This is a genomic window from Pectobacterium odoriferum, from assembly GCF_009931295.1.
GTDB classification, from domain to species: domain Bacteria; phylum Pseudomonadota; class Gammaproteobacteria; order Enterobacterales; family Enterobacteriaceae; genus Pectobacterium; species Pectobacterium odoriferum.
This window is the reverse complement of sequence record NZ_CP034938.1, coordinates 1,910,654-1,937,288: the sequence shown is the minus strand read 5'-3', so window position 1 is coordinate 1,937,288 and position 26,635 is coordinate 1,910,654. Positions and strand designations below refer to the sequence as shown.

The window sequence follows — 26,635 nt, the reverse complement described above, 5'->3', positions numbered from 1 at the left end:
ATAAAAGAGAATGCCGGAGAGAATTGAGGATAATGGGGGAATAAAAAATGGCATGTCATCCATTCAATATAATGAAGGGAGTGACACGCCTAAAAAATACGCCCGGTTTAAGCGTATTCAAATCGTAAAGTAGAATAGAAAAATATCGTCTATTACTACTATCTCATCTGGAATAACGACATTCCTTGCATGTTCTGGAAAGCCGTATAAGATGCCTGCAGAGAAGACTGCTGCATGATGTAGGATGAGATCGCCTCATACCAGTCAGTATCTTGTAATTGCGACAGCGCTGTCTTATTAGCTACATCACGGTCTTTACCCACTGCATCGAGATTATCAATCTCATTGAGCTGGATACCCAGCTCTGCACGAACGGCTGAAATATTATTAAATGAATTGTTCAAACCACGGTTTGCAGTTTCTAATGCCGCTGCAACACTGGCTTTTGTTGTATCATTAGCACCCTCGAGCGGGGTTTCAAGCGCTTTAATTGCAATGTCTAGTGTTTCAAATAAGTCTGACTGAATACTACCATCCGGCTCTTTTTTAGCATCACCCGTCACACCATTGAAAACCGTAGAGCCAACATGGCTAACCGTCATATCCCGGGCTGCATCGACACGCTGTGAAATGGCCTGATATCCACCCTTATATTCAATACCAGCGGCACCTTCAACAAAGGGTAGCTTATCCGTTTCATAGCCAGAAAAAATATAGTTACCATTACCATCGGTACTGTTAGCCATATTCAGCAATTCAGCTTTCATACCGCGAAGAGCGGTCGCGACCGATTTCCGGTCATCATCACTCAGAACACCGCCACCTTTGATTACTTCGGTCAATGCGCTGCTAATGGTATTAGTACTTTTACCCAGAATAGATTCTTCCAGAGACATACTTTGTTTGGCAAAGGTACGAGCCAGCGTGTACTGCCCATTCTCCGACTGCGCCTGACCAAGCATAATCGCACTGGCCGCCGCGATTGGATCATCTGATGGATTTACAACGCGCTTACCGCTTGACAGCTGCTCACCCGTTTTTTGCCACGTGGCCTGACCATTAATAATGCCTTGCATATTTTGCTGGTACATCATGCTAGTACTTAAGCGCATGGTATCAATTCCTCTTTCTTAAATGGTCAAACTAACCACGGGCCGCTAAAAGTGCATCAAATATAGATTGTGCTGTTTTGATGACCTGAGCATTTGCCATGTAGTATTGCTGATAACGCATCAAATCGCCGTATTCTTCATCCAAGTTCACACCGGATACGGACTGTTGTTCTGCAGTCAGTTGCTTAACAACGTTTTGCTGCGATGTATTATTTATCTTCAGCGTGCTGGTTTGGTTACCAATCGAACCAACCAGACTGGCGTATGCCCCAGATACGCTGGCCTTTCCACCTACAATTTTCTCATTTTGTAGGGCAAGTAGAGCCTTAGCATTCGTATTATCACTCACGCCGCCAAACACGGGATTGCCGCTTCCATCCAAGACTGGCGCACCATTTTCATCAAGCTTAACGGATGCCGCTGCAATTTTATTAGGATCGGAAACAGCTACTGACATATCGATAATCACGTCATTAACGGGCTTAAGCAGGAAGCTGTCATTCGTTACCGGCGTCCCTGTGATAGCCATTTTGACGCCATCAAAGTTCAGGCTATTATCAGAGGTATCCACCGCCGCCGTGAATTTTGAATTATCAGACAAACGAGTTACCTGCCAATTAGCGCCATCGTATTTAATCGCATAATTAGTTGCCTGCACATCTTTGGTATCGGTGTAAGACGGAGTTAACACCGCGTTACCCCCGTTCTTGCTGTCGTTCAGAACAACAGCCTTACCAAAAGAGAAGAAATCGCCGCCTTTAACACCATTACGATCGTAACCTTGCTGATGCTGGATATTGAACGCATCGGCAAATGCCAGCGCTAACTGCCCTAACTGGCCACGCGCTTCATCTAGCGTTTCAGTACGGAAAGAAAGTAAGCCGCCTAATGAACCACCCGTTAACGTACTCTCATTTAATGAGACAACATCGTTTGTTTGGTCTTTATATCCAATAGTCAGGCGCGTTGGATCATTGCTTGAACCGATGGCTACCAGCTCATTGCTTGTTCCAGCCTGAACCAGGTTGGTACCATTTTTCAATGCTACGTTATAGACGATTCCATCCTGAACGGTAACGTCAACGCCTACCAATTTATTAAGTTGATCGACAAGAAGATCTCGCTGATCAAGCAAATCGTTAGGCATCGTGCCGCTATTTGCGCCCATTAGTTTCGTGATTTCGTTGTTTAACGATGCAATCTGGTCGGTATACGTATTAATTTGGCCAACAGTACTTTGAATCTGTGTATTCAGCCCACTGTCCATGTCACGCAGGTATTTATCCGTGACCTTGAATTGGTTTACCAGCCCTTCAGCCTTGCCCAGTACGGTTTGGCGAGTCGACGAATCACCTGCGTTACTGGTGAGGTTTTGCAGGTTAGAAAAGAACCCCTGAATCGTTGATGAAAGGCTCGTTGTGCTGCTAGCTAGCAGATTATCGATCTTGGAGATTTGCTCGTAGTAAGCAGAAACCGAGCTGCTTGTCGTTTGTGCAGCACGCAGCTGATTGGTGATGAATTCATTGTACTGGCGATTAATGCTAACAACATTGACACCGTTACCAATATACCCAGCCGATGTGCTGCTGCTAATAGCCTGCTCAAGTATCGCATTCTGCCGACTATAGCCAGTAACAGCCTGATTACTAATGTTGTTACTCACTGTACTCAGCGCAACCTGTGCACCTTTTAAGCCACTCATCGCGGTGTTAATTAAATTGGACATAGGGTGTTGTTCCTTTTACACAGGTTCTTCTTGCCCTGCGCGATTAACCAAATGCTGAAAGCAGCAAATACGCTACATAAGTTAATTACTTTATCGGTCAGGAAGCGCAAATCTTGAATAAAAAAATTAAAATAGCCGACTCAAATCGTGAGTGTAGGCTTTCGCCACTTTCTCACCAGAACTCTTCATTTGCTGGATCATGCTAACCAGCTTCTGGGCATATTGTGGGTCCGTTGCATAACCCGCCTTTTGTAACGCATGAGCCGCTTGCTCAGCCGTTCCGGCGCTCATCACAGCAGAATAACGTGGGTTATTGGTCAACAATTTCACATAGTCACCAATAGCCTCGATGTAGGAATCGTACACTCTGAAGCTGGCTTTTACCTTTTTGGCCACGCCTTGCTCATACTCTGTCGTCGTTATCTCTGTTGTCGGCCCATTCCAGCTACTGCCTGCTTTGATACCGAACAGATTATGACTTGGACGCCCGTCTTCGGTAGGGATTTCACGCTGCCCCCAGCCAGATTCAAGCGCAGCCTGGGCGATGATAAGGTGGTGAGGTATACCGCTATGTTGGCTGGCAATCTGAGCAGGTAAGGAAATCTGAGACACAAAATTACTATTGGATAGTGGCAACGCTGAACCCGTAGTGGGCAATTTGGGCAGCGCTTTACGTACCATCTGTTCCACGGCCGCAGTTGGCATGCTTTTAAGCACATCACCATCGAAGGTTAATGGAACAGATGGAACAGCGGCTTTGGCCGCCGTAGCATCTGGCGATTGTCGGGTCAATTGCTCAACCATAACATCCGCGAGCCCAAGCCCCTTGCCCTTAGTCGAGATCTCTTGAGCAATTTGCTGGTCATACATTGAGGTATACAGACGCGTCTGATCGCTGTTGAAAAGCCCATCCTGGGGAATCGCAGAACGCATGCTTTTCATCATCAATTGTACAAACACGCCTTCCATTTGTTGCGCAACCGCCCTGATGCCCTCTTTGCTTTGAGGATTGCCTGAAACTTCACGCTTCAGCGTATTCAGGGACTGCGCATCATAGGCCGCGTTATTCAGCGTCTGCATATCACTCATCAGATAATTTCCAGTTTGGCACGCAAGCAGCCAGCACTTTGCATCGCCTGCAGAATAGACATCAGCTCCATTGGCGTCGCCCCCAAAGAGTTCAGTGCACGCACGACATTGTTGAGGTTGGCGCTAGAATTGACACGCTGTAAAGCACCACCCGCTTGCTGAACCGAGATCTCGGTTTGCGGCGTAACCACCGTCTGACCACCGCCAAATGGGGTATTAGGTTGGCTGACGTTGGCTTGCTGATTGATCGTCACAGAGAGATTGCCCTGAGCAATAGCGCAGCTATCCAGCGTGACATCGCGGTTCATCACAACAGAGCCAGTACGAGAATTAATAACCACCTTGGCATCCTGAATACCGACGTTGACTTCAATATTCTGGACATCAGCTAAAAAGCGAACCTGAGAACTGTTGCCATGCGGAGCAAGTACCTGAATGGTACGAGAATCCAGCGGAGTCGCTGTGCCACCGTATCCAGAGCGATTGATTGCGTCGCTGACTTTCTGCGCCATCGAGAAGTCGTCATTCTTCAGTTGCAGCATTATCGTATTTGACGTGCCAAACGTACTCGGTAACTCTCGTTCAATAACTGCACCGTTGCTGATTCGTCCGCCGGCAAGTTGGTTAACCTGAACACTACTTCCGCCAGCGGAGGCACCAGCACCACCAACCAAAACGTTCCCCTGCGCCAAGGCATATACCTGATTATCCACCCCTTTTAATGGGGTCATTAACAGCGTCCCGCCGCGCAAGCTCTTCGCATTACCAAGTGATGACACAACGACATCAATATTTTGGCCTGTTCTGCCAAAAGGCGGAAGTTCCGCCGTTACCATCACCGCCGCCACATTCTTCAACTGCATGTTGGTTCCAGCAGGAACGGTAATCCCCAACTGGGAAAGCATGTTAGTTAAGCTTTGCGTGGTAAACGGTGTCTGCATGGTCTGGTCACCCGAGCCATCCAGACCAACCACTAAACCGTAACCAATTAACGCATTACCTCGTACGCCCTGGATATTCACCAGATCGCGAATTCTCTCTGCCGACGCAGGGGCAATATTCAGCGTCAGTAACGTCAGCAGTACAGTGAAAAATGATGCAATCCGCATGACAGGCCTCTTAAGCTTAGAACGGAGAAACATTGAGGAAGAACCGCTGTAACCAGCCCATGTTTTGCGCTTCGTTAATATAGCCATTACCGACATATTCAATGCGCGCATCCGCAACCTGGGTTGATGGCACCGAGTTGTTACCACTAATGGTTCTCGGATTTACTACCCCAGAGAAACGGATAAACTCTGTTCCCTGATTAATTGCAATTTGTTTTTCGCCAACGACCTGCAGGTTGCCATTAGCCAGCACTTGACCCACGGTGACCGTAATCGTACCACTGAAGGTGTTGTTCGCATTCGCACCACCCTGCCCCGTGAAGTCATTCGTTCCCGTCGCATTCAGCGACGCACGATTATTACCCAACGGCCCTTCAAGATAACGCGGTACCGTCGTTACACCGAACGTTGACGCACCATTACGAGCAGCATTGGCTGATGAGCTTTTACTGGCGCTAACATTTTCCTGCAACACGATCGTCAAGGTATCGCCAATATTACGTGGGCGACGATCCTCAAACATCGGCTGGTAGCCATAATTCATCGGCTGTACAGTTTGGAAAATAGAGCCATTAGGGCCCGCTAATACGGGCGATCCAGGCTGAGCAGTCGTAGGCCCAGTGACAACTTTATCATGCGGAATATAGGCGCAACCGTTAAGTGCTAGCATCGCGATCAATGCCAACAGACGGTGTCGGCGGAGTGGTTTGATAACCGACTTTGCATTCATTATCACTGCGGATATCGCCTTAAATTAATCTATTTCACATATTCACGGGGTAAATCAAAACCATACTTGCCCACTCATCTGGTGCTTATGGTCATCATTACCCCGTTAAACACTGTCTATATTGCTACTATCAGGCCACCAGAGCACCCGCTCTCGCTCCTGAAATTAGCGGGTTACTCATTACAGTTGGGTCAATTTCTGCAACATTTGGTCAGAAGAAGAAATTGCTTTACTGTTGATTTCATAGGCACGCTGAGTCTGGATCATCGAAACCAACTCTTCAGCCACATTGACATTGGAGGTTTCGACATATTTCTGATAGAGCAGACCCGCACCATTCAAACCTGGGTTCGTTTCATTCGGCGCGCCAGAGCTCGCGGTTTCCAGATACAGGTTTTCCCCCATGCTCTCAAGACCGCTATCGTTAATAAAGGTCGTCAGAGTCAACTGGCCAATCTGGTTTGTTGCCGCCTGCCCCTGCACTTTAACGCTGACAATACCGTCACGACCGATATTCAGTTCCGTCGCATTCGCTGGGACGGTAATGGCTGGCTGAACCTGATAACCACTGGACGTCACTAACTGGCCGTTACCGTCAAGCTGGAAGGCGCCGTCACGCGTGTAAGCCGTGGTACCATCAGGCAACTGTACCTGAAAGAACCCTTGGCCTTTAATGGCAACGTCTTTTGAATTACCGGTCTCGGAAAACGTCCCTTGAGTATGAATACGCTCTGTTGATACCGGACGAACCCCAGTACCTAGCTGCAAACCGGACGGTAGCATAGTTTGCTCTGAAGACTGAGCACCAGGCTGACGAATGGTTTGATACATCAAGTCTTCAAATACCGCACGCTGACGCTTGAAACCATTGGTGCTGACGTTTGCCAAGTTATTGGAAATAACGTCCATATTGGTTTGCTGAGCATTCAAGCCGGTTTTGGCAATCCACAAAGAACGGATCATTTATTCACTCCTGTGCGCACTCGGCGCTTAACCCATTGCTAATATCTGATTAGCGCGTTGTGCATTATCGTCGACGCTGCTAATGATTTTCATCTGCATTTCAAAGCGACGAGCATTGGCAATCATATCGACCATAGTATCGACCGTGTTCACGTTACTGCCCTCGATCACACCCGGCATAATACGCACGGTAGGATCGTTTTGCAGAACATTACCACGTTGTTGCTGAGCCTGTTGCGTCAAGCGGAATAATCCGTCATCAGACCGCTCAACTTCTTGTCCGGTAGCCTTTACAAGCTTCAAACGCCCCAACTGGGCTATCGTATTCGGCGGATCCCCAGCATTAAGCGCAGAAATTGTACCATCAGGCGAAATGCTGATTTGAGCCTGCGGAGGAATGTCAATCGGTCCACCGTCGCCCATCACAACACGTCCCTGGATAGTCAACTGCCCATCAGCGTTGATCTCCATATTACCATTACGGGTGTACGCTTCACCGCCATCAGCCGTTTGCACTGCCAGCCAACTCTCTTTCGGTAAAGCGACATCCATTGCACGGCCAGTATAATTCATCACGCCTTCAGTCATATCAGCGCCAGGCGTTGAAGCGACAACCAGCGTTCGGGTAGGCAGAGTCAACCCATTTACCGGTACAGCACGCAGTGCAGAAAGCTGTGCCCGGAAACCCGGCGTTGAGGCGTTAGCCAAGTTGTTCGCAGTAATTGCCTGCTTTTCCAATGACTGGCTCGCGCCACCCATTGCCGTATAAATCGCGTGATCCATGCAATGTCCCCGTTAGGATAATTAACGCAGGCTAACCAGCGTTTGCAGAATGGAATCCTGCGTTTTGATAGTTTGCGCATTTGACTGATAGTTACGCTGCGCAACAATCATGTTGACCAGTTCTTTACTCAGGTCAACGTTTGAACTTTCGGTAGATTTGCCGATCAGCTTACCCAGACTTCCAGTACCTGCCAGGCCAACTACTGCCTGACCAGAACTCGCCGTTTCAGACCAGGCGTTATCCCCTTCAGGCGATAAACCTTCTGGGTTAGCAAAGCTAGCCAACAGGATCTGCCCCAGCGCTTGTTTCTGACCGTTACTGTAGCTGCCTTCGATCGTGCCATCGTCATTGATAGCAAAACCGGTCAGCGAGCCTGGAGCGAAACCGTTCTGAGTTGGGCTCTTATAGCTATATTCGGTATTTTGCTGCACGCTACCGGTTAGATCGAGAGTAAATGTGCCCGTTGCTGCACCATTGGTGCCTACAAGATTGATAGTAAAAGGTGTGTGTGCATTGGTACCGGTAGAACTTAAAGCACCATTTGCCTCAAAATTCAATGTCCCAGCATTTTGATACAAGGCAGCAGTTACAGGGGTGATTGAGTCATCTTTGGCGTACGTCTGCCATGTGTTATTCGCAGTTTTAACAAAATACAGCGTGAAATTATGCACGTTACCCTGACTGTCATAGGTTGTTAGTGCAGTTTTACTGTTATAGGTACCTTCTGCGCCAGGCGTTGTAGCCCAGGAGTTTGTTGGAATGGCATCTGAAGATTTCAGGTTAGCCTTAATTGATGCGACTGTCGTTGCACTCGCCAGCATGTCCCCATCAGGAACCGTCAACGGTACTGGATCGGCACCCGTTTGCACCGTTGGCGGCGTACCAGCGACTGGGTAACCCGTCAGTTGCATACCTTGTGCGTTGACGATATTACGACCGTTCAGCATAAACTGACCATTACGGCTGTAATAAGTCGAACCATTGGTGTCTTGCAGACGGTAAAAACCACCGCCGCTAATTGCAATATCCAGGTCTCGTGAGGACGAAGTCACAGTACCGTTACCAAAATCCTGCAATACCGAAGCAACCTTCACACCCATACCAACTTTAGAACCCGCAAACATATCAGCGAATGTGACGGTCCCGGATTTAAAACCCACTGTCGCTGAGTTAGCGATGTTATTACCGATCACATCCAGGTTATTAGATGCCGCATTTAAACCACTGACCGCCTGAGAAAAACCCATGTCGCTCTCCAGAGAATTGATTAAGTCATATTCCAGATAGTGAATTTCACTGGAATAACATGAAATTTACACCGTTACAGAATCTGCCGGACATCGTCCATGGTGGCTCTGCCGCGTAGTCCTAAATCCAGTAATGCACCGCCATCAGCGCGAATAACACTATTTACAACCGCATAACTCAATGGTTGAACAACCTGCTGCGCACCGCCCGTACTGGCGGCGACAGTGAAGGTATAAGCTCCATCCGGCGCAACCGTGCCATCAGAAAGTTTACTATCCCAGTTGAATGAGTGAACGCCGGCAGAAAGCGTCCCCAGTTCGATCGTACGAACAGCTTTACCTGTCGCATCATTAACGGTGACGGTAACAACCTCTGCGGCTTTTTCCAGTTCCACGCCAAAGGGAGTGCTGGTTTCTTTACCAACAAGAATGTCTTTTCCAGGGATCATGACACTGTGACCAATCAGCGTTGTTGCCTGCATGGATTGGTTGTTATTGATCTGACCAGAGATAGAACCCAATGTGGTATTCAATTTTTCAATACCGCTGACCGTATTAAGCTGAGCAAGTTGGCTGACCAACTGATCGTTGCTCATCGGATTCGTCGGGTCCTGATTCTTCAACTGCGCAACCAGAAGTGTCAGAAACTGATTCTGTAGGTCAGCGCTGCTGTTCTTCTCTATCGCCGTTGTCGACGAAGTACTCTGGACGCTATTCGCAGAGGAAGTATCATTAATTGTTACAGACATTTATTCGTCTCCCGATTATTGCCCGATCGTTAACGTCTTCAGCATCATCGATTTTGTCGTATTCAAGACTTCGACGTTTGCCTGATAACTGCGCGATGCAGAAATGGTGTTTACCATCTCAGCCACTGGGTCAACATTCGGCATGCGAACGTATCCCTGCCCATCAGCTAGCGGGTTGCCCGGTTCGTAAACCAGACGAGCAGGCGATGGGTCTTCAATAACATTGGCAACGCGTACGCCACCCGTTGACTGCCCCGGAGCCGCATTCACTTCAAATACAACCTGCTTGGCGCGATAAGGTTCACCATCAGGGCCCGTCACGCTGTCTGCGTTAGCCAGGTTACTTGCACTCACATTCAGACGCTGGGATTGCGCAGAAAGCGCTGAGCCTGAAATTTCGAATATATTTAATAACGACATGAATCTTTACCTTCCCATCGCGCTACGATCATGAACCTGACTGCAGGACCGACATCATGCCTTTAATCTGTCCACCCAGAACGGTTAGGCTGGATTGATATTTCAGGCTATTATCGGCAAAATTAGTGCGTTCGCGGTCCATATCGACCGTATTGCCATCCAACGCAGGCTGATCGGGTACGCGATAGAGCAAATCAAGTTCCGGCGGCTGAAAATTCTGTGCCGGTATATGCCGTACAGATGTGGTTTTCAGCGCGATACCTGTACCGTTCACTCGCCCTTGCTCCATCGTTTTACTGAGCTGGCTGGCAAAATCGATATCTCTGGCCTGATAGCCTGGCGTATCCGCATTGGCAATATTCGCGGCCAGGATTTCCTGCCGCTGGGCACGCAAGTTCAACGCTTCCTGCTGAAACCGTAACGAGGCGTCTAATTTATCAAGCATGCTCCCTCCGCAAGTTAGAATTTGGAGTGAGTAGGATAATTCTCATGGCGGCTATGCCATCGAACGAATAGACACCAAATGCAGCGCTATTTATTGCCTTAACCTCACGCTGACATCGTTACACTTATATGCCCGATATAATCAGGATCAGGAGAGCCGAACAGGAATGAAAACAATACATTATTACCTCTATCTGGCGACGTCCTGTTTTTTCACCTTTTGTGCCCCTGCCAATGCGAACGACCTTCCTGCACAGATCAATCAATTTTTTGCCTCACGCTTTCAGGGAAGCACGAATACCGTAAACGTTGTGGTAAAATCGCCAGAATCGCAATGGCCACAGTGCGAAGCGCCCCAAATCACGCTGCCCGGGAATACGAAAATGTGGGGTAATGTGAGCCTGTCCATACGTTGCGGGCAACAGCGTCGCTTCATTCAAACCGAAGTTCAGGTAACAGGGAATTATGTCACCAGTGCACGGCTTATAAATCGTGGAACTACGCTGACGGAAAAAGACATTCGTTTGACAAAAGGCAGGCTCGATTTATTACCGTTGCGCCCTATACTCACGTTACCAGGCGCACAGGGCGCAGTCCTTTTGCGCGATCTCACACCCGGCCAGGTTATTACCGCCTCCATGATCAGACGCGCCTGGGTCGTAAAGGCAGGTCAGTCAGTGCAAATTATCGCCCAAGGGGAAGGCTTCACAATTAATGGCGAAGGAAAGGCCATGAACAACGCGGCAGCCGGACAAGCGGTCAGAGTCAGAACGGCAAATGGACAAATAGTCAGCGGAATCACAAACGAAGATGGGATTATTCTGATCTCACAGTAATTAATTAAAGATTTGCTCACGTTTGCCGATGATAGTTACAGAGTCATTACTGACGACGTTTTAAAATTGAATACCAATGTGATGTGTATTTTGTAACACATTGATGATTAACCATTTATCCTCAAATTAGAGGGATGTATTATGAGTATTGATCGCACCCAGTCACTGAAGCCGGTCAGTCAAGTTCAGCAACGCGAATCTGGTGATGTCGCTAAAACCAAACGTAAACAGGCTGAGGCTCAGTCTGAAGTTAGCGCAACACAGGTAAAACTGAGCGACGCGCAGGCAAAATTGATGCAGCCGGGTACGCAGGACATAGACATGAACCGCGTTGAAACCTTGAAGCAGGCAATTCGTGATGGCTCACTTAAAATTGATGCCGGAAAAATCGCAGATGCGTTGCTTAAAGAGACGCAGGATTTTTTAGCAGGTAATTAATATTTATGGAAAATCTGCAATCGATTTTGAATCAACTGCTGAGCAACCTACGTGAGCTCGATGTTGTTATGTCCGCAGAGCAGACACTGCTTTGCGCTGGTCACATTAACAGCATTGCTCTGCAACAGGTGACAGAGAGGAAAACTTCTCTGCTGGCGACAATGCAGCATTTGGAAACACGGCGCCATGAGACTGAATCGACTCTTAAGCTGCAAGCACCTTATGACGGTATTGAAAAGCTGTCGGCTTACTGGCAGCAAGTGCAAGAGTTAACCAGACGTTTGAACGATCAGAATCAGCACAATGGTCTTCTGCTTAGCCGGCATATTGCTTACACAAATGAAGCCATCAATATACTGAAGCCTCGCCATGGTCAGGGACTGTATGGTCCAGATGGTCAGTCAAAAGGCGTGACAGTTGGTGGTAGAAAAATTACATTCTAAAAGTCTCTGCATTTCTAGCAGAGATTTTTGATCATTTAAACCAGTGAGTTGTTTAATTTACTGTTTAAAAATTCTACTTGTAGTTTACCGCAATATCGATCGTACGCACGCTGAACGTATGATTAATACGCCCATTCCCTTCAATATAGTATACAAAACGAAACTCATTATTCGCCGCTAATCCGTCAAATGCTCGAGTTTGCCCGTCACCACTTCCGTCTAAATCAACACAGCGCTGTGGCGATTGTGAACACAGTTTCACAACAAGCCCCACAGGTATCGCTGAATCAATAACGTGCCGCCAATATATTGTCGTAATCGTTTCATCTGGATTAACAGCAATGTTAGGAACAAAAGCTGACGTCGTAACCATTTCGCCACGATGATCAAGTTTTATTCCTGGCATACTTCCGTTCCAACTACCTGGCGTCGCGATGGCACAGAACGGGAGTGCCAGCATGGCTGCTGCAAGAGCGCGCATCATCGTCCTCATTTCTGAGCTTCCCCTATCACTGATGTCATGCGAATCTGGCGATGATCGCTGATTTCTAAATTAGAAAGTACGGCCATGTTTGGCAAACTACGATGCAGGAATCGGGCAAGTAGAGCGCGTAAAGCATGGTTCACAAGCAACACCGGCGGAGCGCCCAACATTTCCTGCCGCTGTAGCGCCTGTTTTGCCTGTTCAAGTAGACGATCGGCAAGTCCCGGCTCAAGGCCACCTCCTCCTTGAAGCGCCTGTAACAGAAGACGCTCCAACGATCCTTCCAGACCGATAACCTGAAGTTCACTGTCTCCTGGGAACCACTGCTGAGTAATCGCACGTCCCAAAGCAACTCTAACCACCGTAGTGAGTTCATAAGGATCTGGCTGCACCGGCGCATGTTCAGCCAATGTCTCCATGATGGTACGCATATCCCTAATCGACACCCTCTCGCTAAGCAAATTCTGCAAGACCTTATGCAAGGTCGTTAACGTCACTACGCCCGGAATGAAATCTTCTGTCAGTTTTGGCATTTCCTGCGCAACGCGATCCATCAGTTGCTGAGCTTCCTGCCGTCCAAACAGTTCACTGGCATGCAATGCAATTAAGTGGTTCAGGTGCGTTGCGACTACGGTACTTGCCTCTACGACCGTGAACCCTTGAGCTTGAGCTTGATCTTTGAGGGCATTATCAATCCAGACCGCTGGCAGCCCAAACGCAGGATCCTGCGTGATATCTCCAGACAAAGAACCAACCGCATTGCCCGGATTGATCGCCATCCAACGGCCAGGATGAGCCTCACCGCTCCCCACCTCAACACCTTTCATCAGTATGCGGTAGCTGGCAGGCTGAAGCTCCAAATTATCCCGTATATGAACCACGGGCGGTAGGTATCCCATTTCCTGGGCAAACTTCTTTCTGATACTACGAATCCTGCCCAGCAGTTCGCCATCTTGCTGCGCGTCAACCATTGGGATCAATCGATAGCCAACTTCCATACCCAACGGGTCTTCAAGCTGTACGTCAGACCAGCTGGCTTCAATAACCTGATGTTTCTCCATTGATGCTGGTATAGGTTGCATCACGGGCTCTTTCTGCTGTTCTCCACGCATCCACCAGGCAAGCCCTAACAAAGAGGCTGTAAATAACAGAAAGACAAAGTTGGGCATTCCAGGAACCAGACCAATAAGTCCAATAACCGCCGCACTCAGCACCATCACTCGTGGGTTATTGAATAACTGGGTGACCATCTGCTCGCCAACGTCCTGATCGGTACTCACGCGAGTAACAATCACACCCGCGGCGGTAGAGATAATCAGAGCAGGGATCTGGGCAACCAAGCCATCACCAATGGTAAGCAACGTATAGCTTTCAGCTGCCTGCCCTACCGGCATGTTGTGCTGTACAACACCGACGATCAATCCACCAACAATGTTGATGACCATGATAATCAGTCCCGCGACAGCGTCACCGCGCACGAACTTACTGGCGCCGTCCATTGAGCCGTAGAAATCTGACTCCTGAGTGACTTCAGCACGGCGCTTTTTCGCCTCTTCCTCACCGATAATCCCAGCATTGAGATCGGCATCGATCGCCATCTGTTTGCCTGGCATACCATCCAGCACAAAGCGGGCACCGACTTCAGCGATACGTCCGGCACCTTTAGTGATAACCATGAAGTTGATTAAGACAAGAATGATAAAGACCACAATACCAATGGCGAAATTTCCGCCTACCAGAAAGTGACCAAATGCTTCAACGACCTTCCCTGCTGCTGCAGTCCCCGTGTGCCCTTCAAGCAAAATAATACGGGTTGATGCAACGTTGAGTGACAAGCGCAGTAAGGTAGAAAACAGAAGGATCGTAGGGAACGCAGCAAACTCGAGTGTTCGCTGCGTAAACATCGCAACCAGTAATACCATGATTGATAGCGCGATGTTAAAGGTAAATAGCAGATCCAGAATGAATGGCGGCAGCGGCAATACCATCATGGAAAGTATCAGCAGGATCAGTATTGGTCCGGCTAATATTTGCCATTGGGCACCCTTCATATTACTCGGTAAACGAAGCAAAGCGGCCAAATTAGCCATCAGTAGTATTCTCTTTAGCAAAATCCAGTGCATCCGGCACCGGTAGATGTTTCGGTTTTCTAGGAATTAATCCACCTTCCCGCTTCCAGCGTTTCAGTTGATAAACCCAGGCTAAGACTTCTGCAACGGCGGCATACAGCGCAGCCGGAATATGCTGCCCGACCTCTGAATGACGAAATAACGCTCGCGCCAACGGTGGGGCTTCTAAAATAGGAACACGATGTTCGGCCCCCAACTCACGAATACGCAATGCGATCTCACCAGCCCCTTTTGCCAACACTCTCGGCGCATTCATTTTTTTCTCATCATAACGTAATGCTACCGCATAATGCGTCGGGTTAGTGACTATCACATCAGCCTTAGGCACATCAGCCATCATTCTGCGCTGAGCAATTGCTCTCTGCTGCTGACGAATACGGCCTTTAACATGAGGGTCGCCTTCGTTCTGTTTATGCTCATCACGAATTTCCTGCTTGCTCATTCGTAACTTTTTGATGTGGCTCCACACTTGCCAAAATACATCAAAAGCAACCATGGGTATGAGTCCCATAATGATAAGGAAACCACACATCACAGCCAGTTCCAGCGCATCCCCCATCGCCGCAATCGGCGCTTCGGATACCAGATGTAAGATCTTCGGCCAGTTATGAATCAAGAACAAGGTACTAATGATCCCGACCATGACTGATTTCAATATTGCTTTGAAGAGTTCAGCCAGTGATTGGGCGGAAAACAATCGTTTCAGCCCAGAAATAGGATCTAATTTTTTGAAATCAACCTTTAATGATTTTGTACTAAATAATATCCCACCAAGCAGTAAAGGCGCAGACAGCGCAACCAACACAGCACCTAGCATAATTGGTATCAGCACCGATACGGCCTGACGCAGTAATGAGCCAACATGTCGTAGCATTTGGGTGTCATCACCAATCGTTGCGTAATCAAAATTTAACGACTGTGAGACAATTCTGGCCAACCGACCAGCCATGGCCTCGCCCCCCATCCACAAAATAGCCAGACCTGCGACCATCATCAGAACAGAGGTCAACTCTCGCGATCGTGGGATCTGCCCTTCTTCACGCGCCTTCTCCTCCTTTTGGGGAGTGGGGGCCTCTGTTTTTTCTAGATCGCTATCTTCAGCCACTATGGCGTTCCTGTTACGACTTTCGGGATAGGAATTTGCTGCCTAGCATGACAAATACGAGAAAGTTTTATGGCTGGAACAACGAGAAAAACCAACGCTTCTTTACCGCATAGTAAGAATTAAGGGGAAGGGAAAAGCGAATTTAGCTATTTATGGCCATAAACACTGGCCATAAATAACAGAGCGATGGTGTTCGTCATCTTTTTCAAGAAAGGAAGTGACTTCCTTTCTTGAAGGAAGATTCATTAGAACCCAAGGCTATCCAGAAGGTCATCAACCTGATCCTGATTGGCAACAATACCTGCTGCACCTTTATCCAACTGAGGTCCATTAAGCAGACCATCATTTGCACGCTTAGGCGCATCTGGTTTTTCTGGAATATTTTCCAGCAACACCATCAACAGTTGTTTTTCAATCTCCTGAACAACATCCATCATACGCTTGATTACCTGACCGGTAAGATCCTGGAAATCCTGCGCCATCATAATTTCCAACAGTTGAGCATTGGTAAACGAGGTATGCTGTGGTACATCTTCAAGATAGCTACGCGTATCCGTCACTAATTCGCGCGCATCAGCCAGCTCAATAGGATTTTCAAACCATTCATCCCAACGAACTTTCAGAGATTTGGCATCAGCTTCTAATTGGTTCTGACGTGGTTGCGCAGCTTCTACGCAGTTCAGAGCACGCTCTGCCGCTTGCGCAGTCATCTGGACAACATAGTCAAGACGATCGCGGGCATCAGGAATAGCCTCTGCGGCTTCTGCTATCGCATTATCCAGACCCAGCTCTTTCAAACTGTCGCGCAGCATACGAGTCAATTGGCCGATGCGCGAAATGATCTCGGTTGCTGAAGCTGTGTCGTTCACGGACGGCATATGTGGCGTCATAAGATCCCCTTACATACCCAGTTTTTCGAAAATCTTACTCAGTTTTTCTTCAAGGGTAGCTGCAGTAAATGGTTTAACTACATAGCCACTAGCACCCGCTTGTGCTGCAGCGATAATGTTCTCTTTCTTCGCTTCTGCCGTTACCATCAGCACAGGAAGGCTTGAAAGCGCGCCGTCAGCACGAATAGTCTGCAATAGCTCCAGTCCATCCATGTTGGGCATATTCCAGTCAGAAATGACGAAATCAAAAGCACCGGAGCGAAGCTTGTTCAGTGCATCTGCGCCATCCTCTGCCTCTTCTACGTTATTAAAGCCCAGTTCCTTCAGCAGGTTACGGACAATTCGGCGCATCGTCGAAAAATCATCCACTACCAGAAATCTGAGTTCTTTATCGGCCATACCTACTCCTAAAATATTTATTGCTCACCGAGAGCTGCTTATATACGTAATGCCTGTCCGGCAGAGATTTGTGCCAACATACGCTGGCTCACCTGGTGCAAATCCACCACTTCATCGACGCCACCCATCGCAATCGCTTCACGTGGCATCCCGAAAACCACACAACTTGCTTCATTTTGGGCCAAAGTATAAGCACCAGCCTGATGGAGTTCCAACATGCCAGCGGCCCCATCATTCCCCATTCCAGTAAGGATTACCCCTACGGCATTTCGCCCTGCGTATTGCGCAACCGAACGGAATAGTACATCGACTGATGGACGATGCCGATTGACGGGTGGTCCATCATTTAAACGCACTTGATAGTTTGCCCCACTACGTGCCAGTTCAAGATGGCGTGCACCTGGAGCAATGTAGGCATGACCAGGAAGAACACGTTCCCCATCTTCTGCTTCTTTCACCGTAATCTGGCATAGCTTGTTCAAACGCTCGGCGAAAGACTTCGTAAAGCCTGGTGGCATATGCTGGGTAATCAGTAATGCAGGGCTTGTCGGCGGTAGGGGCTGTAATACATGCCGTATTGCTTCCGTTCCCCCCGTTGACGCGCCAATCGCGATCAATTTCTCACTACTGAGCAATGGCATATGCTGAATAATTCTTGTCGGCTCTGCCCCAGCACTACGTTGCGGCAGGCGCGCTTTCGCTGCCATACGAATTTTTTCCGCAATCAGTTCGCTGTATGCCAGCATTCCCTCACGGATACCTAACTGCGGTTTGGTGACAAAATCAATCGCACCAAGCTCCAGCGCGCGAAGCGTAATCTCTGAGCCTTTTCCCGTCAGGGACGACACCATGACAACAGGCATCGGGCGCAAGCGCATAAGCTTTTCAAGAAAATCCAATCCATCCATGCGAGGCATTTCAACATCCAGTGTTAATACCTGAGGGTTGAATTTCTTAATCAAATCACGAGCAACTAGTGGATCTGGCGCAGTCGCGACAACTTCCATATCAGAATGGCTATTAATTATTTCAGTCATGATCTGACGCATCAAGGCAGAATCATCAACACATAATACTCTTATCTTGCTCATTATCTTTCCTTAGCCAGCCCATATACAGTTTGCCCACGCAAATAGAACTCGCGACTGATCTGGCTGAAATTCTCTGAATGCCCGGCAAATAACAATCCTCCCGGTTTAAGCATCGGGACGAATCGACGGAGAATACGCTCTTGAGTTTCTTTATCGAAATAAATCATTACATTACGACAAAAAATAGCATCAAATGGCGCGGGAACAGACCAATCAGGTGCGAGCAGATTTAGTTGTTGGAAATGCACCATTGACGCAAGCTCAGGGCGAACACGAACCAAACCACTATGTGGCCCGGTACCGCGTAAAAAAAACCGCTGTAGTTGCTGTGGAGAAAGAGAGCGCAACTCTTCCTGACGATAGATGCCAGCCGTTGCTTTTTCTAATACCTGAGTATCAATATCACTGGCCCATACCTGACATCCGCTCGCTTTATTACCTAAGACCTCTGCAAGCGTCATCGCCAGCGAATAAGGCTCTTCCCCTGTGGAGGCAGCAGTACTCCAGATAGTATAGCCATTGGGACGTTTCCTGGCATGTTCAGCCAATATGGGAAAATGGTGGGCTTCACGGAAAAACGCAGTCAGGTTAGTGGTTAACGCATTAACAAAGGCTTGCCATTCTGCACTGTTAGGATCTGACTCTAATAGTGCTAAGTACTGACCGAAATCGTTAATTCCAAGCAAACGGAGACGTCTAACCAAACGGTTATAAACCATTTCACGTTTGTGATCGGCCAGAACAATGCCAGCACGCTGATATATTAGTTGGCTGATTCGCCGGAAATGGGTGTCCGACAACGGCAATCTGTCAACCATCTGCGTTAGAATAGAGGCAGATTCAGGGCGATTTTGTGACGGTGTACTTTTCATATCAAACCGCTCGAATAGTGTTTTTTGCTATGGTTTTTTTTCAATCTGAACTTTCCTTTACAGCTAACGCAGGTTTTTATTGTCATTCGTCAATTACTCATCGCATTACGATTAAAACTGACACTGTATTGGTAAGACACCCCACAAGTTCTGCAAACTGAACCGGTCAGCGTGTTCGTTCTACCAAAGCCACATGCTGTCGGGTGGCGTTGTCCCTCTCATCACAGCTGTGCTACCTGCTTTATTCTTTGGCTTTAATACCAAAACAAGCCTCACCCCATCATATCCATAACATAAGTTACAGATTGTAACAATATCATGAATTACCCTGCTTCAAAGCGCCAAGCGCTATATCACTTACAAACCTCAAGTGTGCGCTGTTCGATTACTCGCATGTTCATTTTTCTAAATTATGGCGAGTAAACCATCACCCAGCCGCCTACATGTAAGCGGCTGGGGATTAGATGAATAACAGCGTCCCTACAAGCTTGGGTTAGGGTTACTTATAGCCTATATGGCAGTTCTGATTAGAACGTTTCCCAATTATCGTTTGATGAACCCTCTTTCGCTTTTTTACCGCCATTCGCTGATGAAGCCAACAATGCAGGTTTTTGGCCCGCAGTCGCTGATGTCGTCCTTCTAAATGAGCCCGCATCTTCAGACAGGCGGAATACGGCAACAGCCTGATTTAGCACTTTCACTTGTTCTTCCAATGCAACAGCTGCAGCGGCAGACTCTTCAACCAAGGAGGCGTTTTGTTGCGTAACCCGATCCATCTCAGTCACAGCTTGGCCGACCTGATCGATACCTTTACTTTGCTCATCAGAAGCCGAGGCTATTTCGCCCATAATATCCGTTACACGAGTGACAGCACTGACGATTTCTCCCATCGTTTCGCCCGCACTTTCAACCAATACAGAACCTTCATCAACTCGGCTGACAGAATCTTCAATCAAACTTTTAATTTCTTTCGCAGCCTGAGCACTACGTTGTGCCAGATTACGAACTTCACCTGCAACAACCGCAAACCCACGGCCTTGTTCCCCTGCTCTGGCTGCTTCAACCGCCGCATTCAGTGCAAGAATGTTGGTTTGGAAAGCAATGCCATCAATCACACTAGTAATATCGGCAATTTTTTGCGAACTTCCAGCAATATTGTGCATGGTTTTGACGACATTATCGACGACCTTACCACCCTTTTGCGCCGTCTCTGATGCACTCAGTGCCAACTGGCTGGCCTGACGAGCATTTTCCGCATTCTGTTTAACTGTTGCGGTCAACTGTTCCATACTTGCTGCCGTTTCTTCTAGTGAAGCAGCCTGTTGCTCAGTACGCGAAGAAAGATCGTTATTTCCAGCACTAATTTCTGTAGCACCGGTATAAATGGCATCAGCACCTTGTCGAACTGCACTCACCGTTGAAACAAACTCACTTTGCATATGGCGAATACTGTCAGCCAGAATGCCCATTTCATTGCTGCTATGAAAGTGAGTCGTTTTTGTCAGATCGCCTTTCGCAATATGACGAATGTGTTCAACAATACTATTTAGTGGCCTTATTAATAGCTGTTGAATACCAATCCAGGAAATCAGCGCTAACGCAAAAACCAACACGATAATGAAGCCAAGGATCCAGAGCGCCGAATCGTAAGCTGCATCATTTTTAGCTATACCAGCCTGATAAAGTTTATCGCTTTCAGCTTTATAGGCGTAATACGCTTTTTCAAAATTGTCCTGAAAACTCTGTGTTGGCTGCTCAACAAACTTCTTAAATTCCCCTGCATTCAAAAACTGAATTAATTCAGTTAATGCGCCATTCAGAGCCACATAATTCTCTTTTACGCCCCGAGTAACATTTTCATCCTGATGTGCATCCTGCGGCACTTTCTCATAACGGGAGAAAAAATCGTTTGCGACAGACAGTTGCCTTTGAGCAGAGACCAGAAGTTCTTTACCGCCAGCACCCGCCCCCGTACCGCTTGCATCAAGTGCAAAACGCGTACCCGCACGATTAAGTGTATTACGGGTCTGTAATAAATATGACCATGCTGAATCCAGCTCGGAACGCTTTTGGTTAATAACCTGTGTTGAACTGAAGATATCCTTATCATTTTTTAATGCACTAAAGAATAAACCACCAGAAATAAGCTGAAGTGCCCCAAACAACACGAGTACAAGCATCAAACCTGTAACAACTTTTATACGGTTAAACATATAACGCCTTTTGAGTAGACCAACCACCGATGATATCGGCACTATTCTGGATATCTTTACGAATTTTTGAACTGACAAGAATACAACTAAGGAAGGTTTTCGGGGCCACTTTCGTAGCCCCTGAGAAGGCCGATGTATTAGGCTTTCAAAACGCTATCAACCAGCGCCATTTCTTCGCTGCTCAACAGTTTTTCGATATCAACCAAAATCAGCATTCTCTCGCCCAGAGAACCTAAACCAGTCAGGTACTCTGTTGACAGTGTTACAGCAAACTCCGGCGCAGGACGAATTTGGTCTGTAGTCAATGACAACACATCAGACACGCCATCTACGACAATACCGACAACACGCTGGCCAAGGTTCAGAACAATAACAACCGTGTTGTCATCGTATTCAACATCCTGCTTGGCAAATTTAATACGCAAGTCAACGATCGGTACAATGACACCGCGTAGGTTAGTGACACCTTTAATGAAGGAAGGTGTGTTGGCAATACGCGTTACCTGGTCATAACCGCGAATTTCTTGTACTTTTAAAATATCAACGCCGTACTCTTCGTCACCCAGCGTAAAAATCAGGAATTCCTGTCCTACTGTTTCGCCAGTTAATTTCGTGACGCTTGCAAGTCCAGTCATGTTTTCCACCCTTTATTAACGATCTGTTTTATTAAGCAGCAGTTTCAACCACACGCTTTTCACGATTAAGCGCTTGTAACGCTGAAACATCCACAATCAGCGCAACGCTGCCATCACCAAGGATGGTAGCGGCTGAAACGCCTGGTACCTTGCGATAATTACTTTCCAGGTTTTTGACGACGACCTGATGTTGCCCAATCAACTGATCAACCAACAAGGCATAACGTCGACCCGCACTCTGTAGGATAACGACTATACCCTGAGTAGCATCCGTCTTAGCGCCATCCACATCAAAGATATGGAACAGTTCAACGAGAGGTAAATATTCACCACGAACCTGCAATACACGCTCTCCGCCGGCTAACGGATATAGGTCTTCCGACTGCGGCTGCAAGGATTCCATCACGGCGTTAAGCGGTAGAATAAAGACTTCTTTGTTAACTTTAACGGACATGCCATCAAGAATAGCGAGCGTTAATGGCAACAGGATTCTGATCGTCGTACCTTTTCCAGCCTGGAAGTGGATTTCGACATGACCACCCATTTCCTGAATATTCCGCTTCACCACATCCATGCCGACACCACGGCCAGAAACGTCCGTGACTTTCTCAGCGGTTGAGAAGCCTGGAGCGAAGATCAACATGCCAACTTCTTCATCAGACATCGAGTCATTCACAGCCAAACCTTGAGACAAGGCTTTAGCCAGAATTCTCTCGCGGTTGAGCCCTGCCCCATCGTCGATAACCTCAATACAGATATTACCGCCCTGATGTTCCGCAGAAAGCGTCAAATTACCTACAGCAGTCTTACCCGCAGCAACGCGTTTATCTGGAGATTCAATACCGTGATCGAGGCTGTTACGCACCAGGTGCGTAAGAGGATCGATAATACGTTCGATCAAACTCTTATCCAGCTCAGTCGAACTCCCCATAAGCGTTAGCTCAACCTGTTTATCCAATTTCGCAGCTAGATCACGAACCAATCGAGGGAAACGGCTAAATACATATTCCATCGGCATCATACGGATGGACATAACCGATTCTTGCAAATCGCGGGCGTTGCGTTCCAACTGCCCCATACTGTTGAGCAGATCGCCGTGCGCCACAGGATCGAGTTCGCTTGAGCGCTGTGCCAGCATGGACTGCGTGATCACTAACTCACCAACGAGGTTGATAAGCTGGTCAACCTTCTCAACCGCTACACGAATACTGGTATCACCGGTTTTTGCTTTATTTTTTCCATTTTCCGGTGCAGCTTGCGGTTTTGCAGCAACTGGCACAGACGGGGCAACTGGAGCAGCTGCTACAGGTGCTTCAACAACAGCCAATATCTCTGCAGCTTCAACGACGGCAGGTTGGCTGTCCACGGCAGACTTGAAGCTGATTTGCTCAGGCTCAAGAACAAAACACAGTACCGCGCTAATATCGTCTTCACTTTCAGACGTGACTAATGTCACTTCTACGCTAGTGTCAGTCTGATGAGGGTCTTTAACCGTCCCCAGATTGCCAAGCTCTTCCAGCATCTGAGGTATTTCCTGAGACTTCAGGCCAGTTAATGCGATACGCATTTCACCTTTACCTGCACCGTTAGATGCTGGGCTAGCAGAGTGCTGTGTGGCAGTTGGCGCATCAGACTGGGCTGCGTCACCATCGGCTTTAGACTCCAGAGCGAGCTGGCGCAAGGCCTGACAGATATACTCAAAGCTTTCAGCATTGGGTTCCTGTGCGGTTTTATAAGCGTCCAACTGATCCTGCATAATGTCTTTTGTTTCCAGAAACAGGTTGATGATATCAGTGCTAAGACGCATCTCGCCACGTCTTGCCCCATCGAGTAAGTTTTCTAACAGGTGCGTAGTTTCCTGCAATACTTTAAAACCGAATGTGCCAGCGCCTCCTTTTATGGAGTGAGCGGCACGGAAAATCGCATTCAATTGCTCAGTGTCGGGTTCTGACGGATCCAACAACAATAAGTGTTGTTCCATATCTGCCAGTAATTCATCTGCTTCATCAAAGAACGTTTGATAGAAAGCACTCATGTCCATGCTCACGTGGTCACCTCTGCTGTGAATCGCGGCTTATTGAGAAGGCGTCGCCTGACTATCGGGCGCAGCAGGCAACGCAGTAGTTGGCTGTTGGCGCTCTGGAGCAGGAACTCCATTAGTTGGTTGTGGCGATGCCCCACCACTTCCACTCGTATTGTTGTTATCACTATTTTCGGCAGCCGGAGTGGTAGATTTAGGCTTATCCAACTCCATATTTTGTAAATTTTCCACCTTGTCTATATTTACAGCAGAGCTTTCTGCATTTTCTTCTTCAATATCCTTTTGAGCTTGTCTGCTCAACACCAGCAAACTGATGCGTCTGTTAATCGCATCATTTCCACCTGCCGCCTGTTTGAGGTTCATTGTCGCAGCCATACCCACAACGCGCAAAACTTTTCCATCAGACAAGCCCCCAAAAATAAGCTCTCGACGTGATGCATTAGCACGATCTGCAGACAATTCCCAGTTGCTATAACCACGTTCCCCTGTCGTATACTGAACATCATCGGTATGGCCTGAGATACTCAGCTTATTAGGGAAATCGTTCATAATAGGGGCTATCGCACGCAGAATATCTCGCATATAGGGCTCAACCTGCGCGCTCCCGGTTTTAAACATGGGGCGATTTTGACTATCGATGATTTGGATGCGTAACCCTTCATCAATCATTTCAATTAACAGGTGTGGGCGAAGTGCACGTAAGCGAGGATCGGCCTCAATTAACTGATCCAGACGTTCACGCAATCTATTGAGTCGAACCTCATCCAGCTTCTTTTCTACGCTATCTGTCTTGATGGCCTTTTTCACTTCACCATCTTGTTGAGTGGGATCATTCCCCCCCCCGGAATGGGGCTGGAGCTGTCGCTTGATTTAGAGCCTGAAGTTAACGCAACCTTTAATGGGGTACGAAAATACTCTGCGATTTGAGCCAACTGCATTGGCGTAGAAATTGCGATAAGCCACATTACAAGAAACAGTGCCATCATTGCTGTCATGAAGTCAGCGTAGGCAATCTTCCAGGAGCCACCATGGTGGCCCCCATGTCCAGACTTACGCTTTTTGCGAATAATGGGATGCTGATGTTTCATGCGTTACTGTCCGACGCTTGCTGAGTCGGCGATTTCACACGACGAATGTGTTCTTCCAATTCGGTAAAGGAAGGACGTTCCGTTGAGTACAGCGTTTTACGGCCAAATTCAACGGCAATTTGCGGAGCGTAGCCATTGAGGCTCGACAGTAAAGTGACTTTAATGCACTGCAATACTTTGATTTTTTCTGCATTTTTCTGGCGCAGTAACGCAGCTAATGGGGAGACAAAGCCGTAAGCAAGTAAAATCCCCAAGAAAGTACCCACCATGGCGTGAGCGATCATCATCCCTAACTCAGCTGCAGGCCGGTCAACATAGGCCAGTGAGTGCACAACCCCCATAACCGCAGCGACGATACCAAATGCAGGAAGACCGTCACCCATCATCGTCAAGCTGGACGCAGGCACTTCACTTTCATGTTCAATAGTCTCGATCTCTTCATCCATCAGCGTTTCAATCTCAAACGCATTCATGTTGCCGCTGACCATCAAACGCAAATAATCGGTAATAAACTCAACAACAGTGTTGTCAGCAAGAATATTCGGATAGCTCGAGAAGATTTCACTCTCGCGAGGATTATCAATATCAAATTCCAGGGAAAGCATACCTTGCTGGCGGGATTTAGCCATCACTCGAAAGAGTAAGGCCATGAGATCCATATACAATGCTTTATTATACTTGGAACTTTTGACCAAAAGAGGTAGTGCTCGTAGTGTTGCTTTTATCGCCTTTCCATTGTTACCAACGATGAAAGCCCCTATCGCTGCACCACCGATGATCAGCAGCTCCGAAGGTTGATAAAGCGCACCCAAGGCCCCACCGACCATGAGATAACCGCCGAGTATCGAGGCCACAATTACGATATAACCCAATATAACCAGCACAAGAAATCCTTATAATAAAAAAGGTGGGCGGAAAGAGAGATAAAACTGCGGAGCCGTAGCCAGGACGTTCTAGAGGAAGAAATCTATCACCGCTTTCACAACTAACAGTGATAGATTCACAAATCGCTACAGGCTCAGACTGCGTGTTTTACCTGTTCATCCAGCAGTTGAGGTATTATATCGGCAAGATTTTGCGAAAGTTTACGCCTTTTTACCGCTCTGGAAGGGGGTTGACACAAACTACAAACAAAACTGTTTTTAGGTTGATGAGCGTGGGTAATGAACATCCCTTTGCAGCAATTACATGACGACAGTTGCAGCATACCGCTGTCAACAAACCGGACTAATGTCCAGGCTCGCGTCAATGCCAACAGTGGAGAATCGCTCTGTGGCGCACACTGTTCCAGGTAAAGTCGATAAGATTTAATAACCGCTTCAACACCGCTGCACTGCCCATTCTTGATTAAAAAGCTGTAAGCGTTGTAGAACATTGATGAATGAATATTCTGTTCCCAGGTCATAAACCAATCCGTTGAAAAAGGTAGCATTCCCTTTGGCGGCGGACTTCCTCTAAGTTCTTTATACAGTTTAATCAAACGTCCGCGACTTAACTGAGTTTCACTTTCCAACATTTGTAAACGAGCACCGAGCGAAATGAGCTCCATCGCCAATTGGATGTCTTTCGCTTCCTGAACAATACTTTTCTCCGCCATT

26 protein-coding genes and 1 pseudogene are annotated in these 26,635 nt (G+C 47.6%); 3 read left to right on the top strand and 24 right to left on the bottom strand.

Annotation, left to right across the window (positions count from 1 at the left end; all coding sequences use genetic code 11):
* Positions 1-158: 158 nt before the first annotated feature.
* The 11 genes from flgL to flgB all read right to left on the bottom strand — a co-directional run bounded on the left by flgL (position 159) and on the right by flgB (position 10,374).
* Positions 159-1,112 (bottom strand): flagellar hook-associated protein FlgL, encoded by a 954-nt coding sequence (gene flgL / locus EO763_RS08575; protein WP_044205889.1) that lies wholly within the window; start codon positions 1,110-1,112, stop codon positions 159-161.
* Positions 1,113-1,143: 31 nt separating this feature from the next.
* Positions 1,144-2,838, bottom strand: coding sequence for a flagellar hook-associated protein FlgK (flgK, locus tag EO763_RS08570; RefSeq protein WP_161528687.1), 1,695 nt, complete (start codon positions 2,836-2,838; stop codon positions 1,144-1,146).
* 126 nt (positions 2,839-2,964) lie between these two features.
* Entirely contained in the window at positions 2,965-3,927 is a 963-nt protein-coding gene (gene flgJ / locus EO763_RS08565; protein ID WP_039538138.1) for a flagellar assembly peptidoglycan hydrolase FlgJ, read from the bottom strand.
* Positions 3,927-5,036 carry a flagellar basal body P-ring protein FlgI gene (locus EO763_RS08560; protein WP_044205879.1) on the bottom strand — a complete coding sequence of 370 codons (1,110 nt, stop codon included), beginning with the start codon at positions 5,034-5,036 and terminating at the stop codon, positions 3,927-3,929. The genes flgJ and EO763_RS08560 overlap by 1 nt, the downstream gene beginning before the upstream one ends.
* Positions 5,037-5,052: 16 nt before the next feature.
* Positions 5,053-5,766, bottom strand: a complete 714-nt coding sequence (locus EO763_RS08555; RefSeq protein ID WP_010301661.1) for a flagellar basal body L-ring protein FlgH — start codon at positions 5,764-5,766, stop codon at positions 5,053-5,055.
* Between the two features lie 180 nt (positions 5,767-5,946).
* Positions 5,947-6,729, bottom strand: a complete 783-nt coding sequence (flgG, locus tag EO763_RS08550; RefSeq protein ID WP_011093286.1) for a flagellar basal-body rod protein FlgG — start codon at positions 6,727-6,729, stop codon at positions 5,947-5,949.
* 27 nt (positions 6,730-6,756) lie between these two features.
* Positions 6,757-7,512, bottom strand: a complete 756-nt coding sequence (locus tag EO763_RS08545; RefSeq protein WP_103158370.1) for a flagellar basal body rod protein FlgF — start codon at positions 7,510-7,512, stop codon at positions 6,757-6,759.
* Positions 7,513-7,533: 21 nt separating this feature from the next.
* Positions 7,534-8,760, bottom strand: coding sequence for a flagellar hook protein FlgE (gene flgE / locus EO763_RS08540; RefSeq protein WP_161528686.1), 1,227 nt, complete (start codon positions 8,758-8,760; stop codon positions 7,534-7,536).
* Positions 8,761-8,834: 74 nt separating this feature from the next.
* Positions 8,835-9,509 carry a flagellar hook assembly protein FlgD gene (gene flgD, locus EO763_RS08535; protein ID WP_010301652.1) on the bottom strand — a complete coding sequence of 225 codons (675 nt, stop codon included), beginning with the start codon at positions 9,507-9,509 and terminating at the stop codon, positions 8,835-8,837.
* Between the two features lie 15 nt (positions 9,510-9,524).
* Complete coding sequence (gene flgC, locus EO763_RS08530; RefSeq protein WP_015840801.1) at positions 9,525-9,929, bottom strand: flagellar basal body rod protein FlgC; 405 nt, start codon at positions 9,927-9,929, stop codon at positions 9,525-9,527.
* 28 nt (positions 9,930-9,957) lie between these two features.
* The gene (flgB, locus tag EO763_RS08525; protein WP_010279550.1) at positions 9,958-10,374 is read right to left on the bottom strand and encodes a flagellar basal body rod protein FlgB; all 417 of its coding nucleotides are present in this window, start codon (positions 10,372-10,374) and stop codon (positions 9,958-9,960) included.
* Positions 10,375-10,540: 166 nt separating this feature from the next.
* On the opposite strand from flgB, the gene flgA reads away from it, so the two are divergent.
* From flgA to EO763_RS08510, 3 genes are all read left to right on the top strand, one after another.
* Complete coding sequence (gene flgA / locus EO763_RS08520; protein WP_161528685.1) at positions 10,541-11,209, top strand: flagellar basal body P-ring formation chaperone FlgA; 669 nt, start codon at positions 10,541-10,543, stop codon at positions 11,207-11,209.
* A 141-nt stretch (positions 11,210-11,350) separates the two neighbouring features.
* Positions 11,351-11,647: a flagellar biosynthesis anti-sigma factor FlgM gene (gene flgM, locus EO763_RS08515; RefSeq protein ID WP_011093279.1), complete on the top strand. Its 297-nt coding sequence runs from the start codon at positions 11,351-11,353 to the stop codon at positions 11,645-11,647.
* Positions 11,648-11,652: 5 nt separating this feature from the next.
* Positions 11,653-12,090 carry a flagella synthesis protein FlgN gene (locus EO763_RS08510; RefSeq protein WP_161528684.1) on the top strand — a complete coding sequence of 146 codons (438 nt, stop codon included), beginning with the start codon at positions 11,653-11,655 and terminating at the stop codon, positions 12,088-12,090.
* A gap of 73 nt (positions 12,091-12,163) precedes the next feature.
* Here the strand turns inward: EO763_RS08510 and EO763_RS08505 are convergent, their stop codons facing one another.
* The 13 genes and pseudogenes from EO763_RS08505 to flhC form a co-directional block, all read right to left on the bottom strand.
* Positions 12,164-12,583 (bottom strand): flagellar protein FlhE, encoded by a 420-nt coding sequence (locus EO763_RS08505; protein WP_044205866.1) that lies wholly within the window; start codon positions 12,581-12,583, stop codon positions 12,164-12,166.
* A complete protein-coding gene (flhA, locus tag EO763_RS08500; protein WP_161528683.1) occupies positions 12,580-14,664 on the bottom strand; it encodes a flagellar biosynthesis protein FlhA in 2,085 nt (694 codons plus the stop codon). The genes EO763_RS08505 and flhA overlap by 4 nt, the downstream gene beginning before the upstream one ends.
* Positions 14,657-15,808 carry a flagellar biosynthesis protein FlhB gene (gene flhB, locus EO763_RS08495; protein ID WP_161528682.1) on the bottom strand — a complete coding sequence of 384 codons (1,152 nt, stop codon included), beginning with the start codon at positions 15,806-15,808 and terminating at the stop codon, positions 14,657-14,659. Before flhB ends, flhA begins: the two co-directional genes overlap by 8 nt.
* Positions 15,809-16,053: 245 nt before the next feature.
* The gene (gene cheZ, locus EO763_RS08490) at positions 16,054-16,698 is read right to left on the bottom strand and encodes a protein phosphatase CheZ (protein WP_005970711.1); all 645 of its coding nucleotides are present in this window, start codon (positions 16,696-16,698) and stop codon (positions 16,054-16,056) included.
* A gap of 9 nt (positions 16,699-16,707) precedes the next feature.
* On the bottom strand, positions 16,708-17,097 hold the full coding sequence (cheY, locus tag EO763_RS08485; protein ID WP_010301639.1) for a chemotaxis response regulator CheY: 390 nt from the start codon (positions 17,095-17,097) through the stop codon (positions 16,708-16,710).
* A gap of 38 nt (positions 17,098-17,135) precedes the next feature.
* Complete coding sequence (locus EO763_RS08480) at positions 17,136-18,188, bottom strand: protein-glutamate methylesterase/protein-glutamine glutaminase (RefSeq protein WP_044205858.1); 1,053 nt, start codon at positions 18,186-18,188, stop codon at positions 17,136-17,138.
* Complete coding sequence (gene cheR / locus EO763_RS08475) at positions 18,188-19,060, bottom strand: protein-glutamate O-methyltransferase CheR (RefSeq protein ID WP_014915918.1); 873 nt, start codon at positions 19,058-19,060, stop codon at positions 18,188-18,190. The genes EO763_RS08480 and cheR overlap by 1 nt, the downstream gene beginning before the upstream one ends.
* Positions 19,061-19,587: 527 nt before the next feature.
* Positions 19,588-21,273: a methyl-accepting chemotaxis protein gene (locus EO763_RS08470; protein WP_161528681.1), complete on the bottom strand. Its 1,686-nt coding sequence runs from the start codon at positions 21,271-21,273 to the stop codon at positions 19,588-19,590.
* 137 nt (positions 21,274-21,410) lie between these two features.
* Positions 21,411-21,908 (bottom strand): chemotaxis protein CheW, encoded by a 498-nt coding sequence (gene cheW / locus EO763_RS08465; RefSeq protein WP_039359892.1) that lies wholly within the window; start codon positions 21,906-21,908, stop codon positions 21,411-21,413.
* Between the two features lie 31 nt (positions 21,909-21,939).
* Entirely contained in the window at positions 21,940-23,943 is a 2,004-nt protein-coding gene (gene cheA / locus EO763_RS08460; protein WP_172450682.1) for a chemotaxis protein CheA, read from the bottom strand.
* Between the two features lie 39 nt (positions 23,944-23,982).
* Positions 23,983-25,037: pseudogene (gene motB / locus EO763_RS08455) on the bottom strand (flagellar motor protein MotB).
* A complete protein-coding gene (gene motA, locus EO763_RS08450; protein WP_044205841.1) occupies positions 25,034-25,921 on the bottom strand; it encodes a flagellar motor stator protein MotA in 888 nt (295 codons plus the stop codon). Before motA ends, motB begins: the two are co-directional and overlap by 4 nt.
* A 134-nt stretch (positions 25,922-26,055) precedes the next feature.
* Positions 26,056-26,634: a flagellar transcriptional regulator FlhC gene (flhC, locus tag EO763_RS08445; RefSeq protein ID WP_005970730.1), complete on the bottom strand. Its 579-nt coding sequence runs from the start codon at positions 26,632-26,634 to the stop codon at positions 26,056-26,058.
* Position 26,635: the final 1 nt, after the last annotated feature.